We start from the raw sequence: 3,846 nt of genomic DNA, 5'->3' as shown, positions 1-3,846 counted from the left end.
TGGAACGCGTTTGGCATCCATAAACACTAGTAAGTATGCTTGCTTTATGGTCCGCTCGACGGCGCACACCGCCCCCGCGGTAGAAACGCTGTCGACCTGAACATCGACGGGCGCCAGAGACTTGGCACAATTACAAACCCCTGCAACGCCACCACCGTCAGGGAAAGGATCAAAGCGGGCCCGCCCCTGGTGAACGTTGCAGCGTGAACGACATGGCAAACAAAGGACTCCCCCGCCCTTTGTTGCCGGACAGCTCAGCGATCTACACGCTCGTTGCCCAGTGTCTCTAACGCGCTAAACCCAACTACGGTCAGGAGCAGACATGACAGAGGGAAAAATTACCGCCACGAGAAACATCGACGCTTCAGCGGACGTGATTTTTGAGGTGCTCTCCAACCCGGAACGGCACGCTCAGCTCGATGGCTCGGGCATGGTTCAGTCCGACGAAAAAACCGATCGCATCTCCGGCGTCGGGCAGGTTTTCACCATGAACATGCAGTGGGAGAAAATGGGCGGCGAATACAAGACCGAAAACCACGTCACAGGTTTTGAGGAGAATAAGCTGCTGGCCTGGCAAACGGCGGTCCAAGGCCAGGAGCCTGCCGGATGGCAGTGGGTCTGGGAGTTTACCCCCCAGGGGCCTGATTCGACGGAAGTTTCGGTCACCTACGACTGGAGCGCCGTCACGGACAAGGACGTACTCAAAAAGGTCTCCTTTCCCGCGGTCCCACAGGAGGACCTCGAATCCTCACTGGAGAACCTGGCTGCAACGGTTTCCCAGGCATAACCGGCGCCCGCAGCACCGGCACAGGGCGGGCCGCCCCACGCCACACGGTCCCTGACAGCAAAAACGCCATTACCCCGGAGAAGGATGGCGCGGCCTTTGCCCGCCGGCGGCCGGCTATGGTGTCGGCACACTCTCACGAAGACACTCCTTGTTGTGCTTTAGTCGAGGTAATCCTGTAACGCCTGAGCCTGTAAGGGCTGGCGCAACTTGTCCATGGATTGGGCTCCTATCTGCCGGATACGCTCCCGGGAGATACCATAGGCCTGTCCTGTTTCGGCAAGGGTCGCTGGCTTGCCGTTGGTCAGACCGTAGCGCAGGGCCATGATCCCCGCTTCCCGCTCAGTCAGGGTATCGAGTACTGCATGGAGCTGTTCACGCAGGAATACAGCGTCCGCTGCCTCGGCCGGTACGACGGCGTCCGAATCTTCAATCAGATCGCCGAAGCTGGTGTCTCCGTCCTCACCCAGCGAAGTGTCCAGGGAGATGGGATCACGCCCGTGCCTTTGGATTTCGTTGACCCTTTCGACTGTCATATCCAGTGCCAAAGCCAGCTCCGCGGGCTCCGGATCCCGTCCGAGGTCCTGGAGCAGTTCGCGTTGTGTGCGGGCAAGCCTATTAATCGTCTCGTTCACGTGCACTGGTAGGCGGATGGTACGCGACTGATCCGCCATGGCGCGGGTGATGGCCTGCCGGATCCACCACATCGCATACGTGGAAAATTTGAATCCCCTGGCGTAATCGAACTTTTCCACCGCCCGGATCAGACCCAGATTCCCCTCTTGGATGAGATCCAAAAAAAGCATCCCCCGGCCCGTATAACGTTTGGCTACCGAGACCACCAGACGCAGATTGGCCTCAATCAGATGCCTCTTGGCAGCCTCACCCTCATGCACCAGCCACCGCAGTTCACGTGATAACTTCTCCTCCAGTTCACCGTCGCCGGCGAGCTTATGACCGGCAAAAAGACCGGCCTCGACCCGCCGCGCCAGATCCACCTCCCCGGCGGCGTTAAGCAGCGCCACCTTCCCGATCAGCTTGAGGTAATCCTTCACCGGATCCGCGGACGCACCCGCAACAAGGACCTGTTGAACCGGCGCATCCTCATCGTCGGCATCCGAATAGACGAATCCCGAACTCTGATAGCCATCACCGTTGTCCTTCGCGGCAACCTTGCCCGCAGAGCCTGCAGCACCGGCCCCGGGGTCCGATTCCCTGCCGAGACCACTTTGTACCTGCGTGGTGCCTGCGGGGGTGCTGGTATTGCCCGTATCCGCCCGCTGGGAACGGTTCTGATGCGGTATCTTCGCTGATGGCACAGAGGGTCCTTTTCTTCGAGTCCATGGCGACCGCCAACAAAGAAGTTTCCACTACTACCGGCGGAGCCCATGAATAAGTTGGAAAGCATACTGAGCAATAGCTTCCATCAGACTGAACTGTCAGCAGCAGACAAATGTTCCACATCGGGCCCACACGCCAGGCATGCATCCCATCGGGGTCTCGAAACTTCCGGCCGCGCTCACTCCGGCGAGGCCTGCAACCTCGACATGGCGCGGCCCGGGGACTCGCCGATGACCGTTCGAAGGCAACCTGGCACGTTCCGGTGTGACCTTCACCCACCGCGACGCTAAGAACTCGCGGACCTTCGATCGGTTGTCCATGCACCTAAGCGTATGCTCGCACCAAAAAATGAGGGATACCCTCTCAGGGCACCCAACGTCTCAGGGCACCCAACGTCGCCGCTGCGCCCATTTGACGTTGCTATGTACCACCGAACGAAGTCGTCAGTCACACCCGATTGAATCGGCCGTGCCGACAGTCCTCGACCACGAACTGCCGTTCCGGCACGCCTAAAGGGTCCACCGGCAGGTTTCATCTTCGTGCTGGTTCCTCATCGAGCGGGTTTGGATGAGTCACTGGGCTTACGGAGTGCGTCAGGCCTCGGCGATGTCGTTGCCAAAGGTCTCCAGCGTGACTTCCTCCGGCTCCGGCCCCCCGCGGACTCCGGACTCGAGAGCATCTATCCGGCCCAGCTCGTCCTGGGTGAGCTCAAAGTCGAAGATCTCAAAGTTCTCCGCGATGCGGGTGGGTGTGACCGACTTCGGGATGATCTGCCGGCCCTGCTGCAAATGCCAGCGCATGCGCGGCCGCCCGCTGGCCACCCAGCTGACAGTGATCGAAAGCACGGTCACCCCCGCAGCCTCCACGGTCGAATACCGGATCACGGTGCTGACATTGCAATCGATTACTGCGCGCATACGGTTCCTGACCGGCCAGCTCGCGGATATCGATCCCGAGCTGGACCGCCTTATCCAGGAACACCCGGCCCCGACCGGCGCTGCTCGCCGAACCCGGCCTCGGGCCTGTCGTCGCGGCCCAGCTGTTGATCAGCTGGTCCCACCCCGGACGGGTCCGAAGCGAAGCGGCATTCGCATCGTTGGCCAGAGTCGCACCTCTGGAAGCCAGCAGCGGTCAAACGCACCAGGCACCGCCTCAACCGCGGCGGCGACCGGGCGCTGAACCGCGCACTGCACACCGTCGCGATCCCCCGCATCAGATGCCACGCCCAGACCCGGGCCTACGAAGCCCGCCGCACCCTGCAGGCCAAGACCCACCGCGACATACGCCGCTGCCTCAAGCGCACCTTGGCCCGGCACCTCTACCGCGTCATGGAAACCGCTGCCGCCTCTCATCCGGTGCCCTCTCCGGGTTGACAAACATAGGAGCGTCCAACAGGCTCCTGCGCCGGTACTTCCCAAAGGCACAGATCTGTCGGTGCATTCACCCGAGCAGCTGCTCGAGGTCGCTACCGAACTCAACGACCGGCCCCGCAAAACACTCGGCGGGATCAGCCCCGCACAAGCCATGGAACGGCTATTGTTCGAACCAGGAAAACCCATCGTTGCAACGACCGCCTAAAATTCGCCCACCATTACGTGGTTGCGCCGACCAGCAATAGGGGACCGGCCCCGGATGACCCGCACAACATCCTTCGAACGATTGAATCAGCACACTTGTGTTCCGGTATTATCGGGTTGTGAAGGATCAACAGAACAGCACGA

3 protein-coding genes and 2 pseudogenes are annotated in these 3,846 nt (G+C 60.9%); 3 read left to right on the top strand and 2 right to left on the bottom strand.

Annotated elements, in window-relative coordinates:
• Nucleotides 1-322 precede the first annotated feature (322 nt).
• Nucleotides 323-787, top strand: coding sequence for an SRPBCC family protein (locus Y707_RS0104470; protein ID WP_026534186.1), 465 nt, complete (start codon nt 323-325; stop codon nt 785-787).
• 158 nt (nt 788-945) lie between these two features.
• On the opposite strand, the gene Y707_RS23420 is transcribed toward Y707_RS0104470, so the two are convergent.
• Complete coding sequence (locus Y707_RS23420) at nt 946-2,103, bottom strand: RNA polymerase sigma factor (RefSeq protein ID WP_081744612.1); 1,158 nt, start codon at nt 2,101-2,103, stop codon at nt 946-948.
• A gap of 615 nt (nt 2,104-2,718) precedes the next feature.
• Nucleotides 2,719-3,042, bottom strand: coding sequence for an aldo/keto reductase (locus tag Y707_RS33225; RefSeq protein WP_026534185.1), 324 nt, complete (start codon nt 3,040-3,042; stop codon nt 2,719-2,721).
• Nucleotides 3,043-3,068: 26 nt separating this feature from the next.
• On the opposite strand from Y707_RS33225, the pseudogene Y707_RS30485 reads away from it, so the two are divergent.
• Both Y707_RS30485 and Y707_RS30480 read left to right on the top strand, forming a co-directional pair.
• A pseudogene (locus Y707_RS30485) lies at nt 3,069-3,498 on the top strand (transposase).
• Nucleotides 3,499-3,512: 14 nt separating this feature from the next.
• Nucleotides 3,513-3,703 (top strand): annotated as a pseudogene (locus tag Y707_RS30480) (IS30 family transposase); the annotation flags it as partial.
• Nucleotides 3,704-3,846: the final 143 nt, after the last annotated feature.

The sequence above is a fragment of the Arthrobacter sp. H14 genome (genome assembly GCF_000520495.1).
In the GTDB taxonomy this organism is placed as follows: domain Bacteria; phylum Actinomycetota; class Actinomycetes; order Actinomycetales; family Micrococcaceae; genus Arthrobacter_C.
This window is presented reverse-complemented; position numbering and strand designations above follow the sequence as displayed.

Excerpts from the sequence above, each read along its gene's own strand:
- Y707_RS0104470 (WP_026534186.1), top strand. The coding sequence starts at position 323 with ATGACAGAGGGAAAAATTACCGCCACGAGAAACATCGACGCTTCAGCG.
- Y707_RS33225 (WP_026534185.1), bottom strand. The coding sequence starts at position 3,042 with ATGCGCGCAGTAATCGATTGCAATGTCAGCACCGTGATCCGGTATTCG.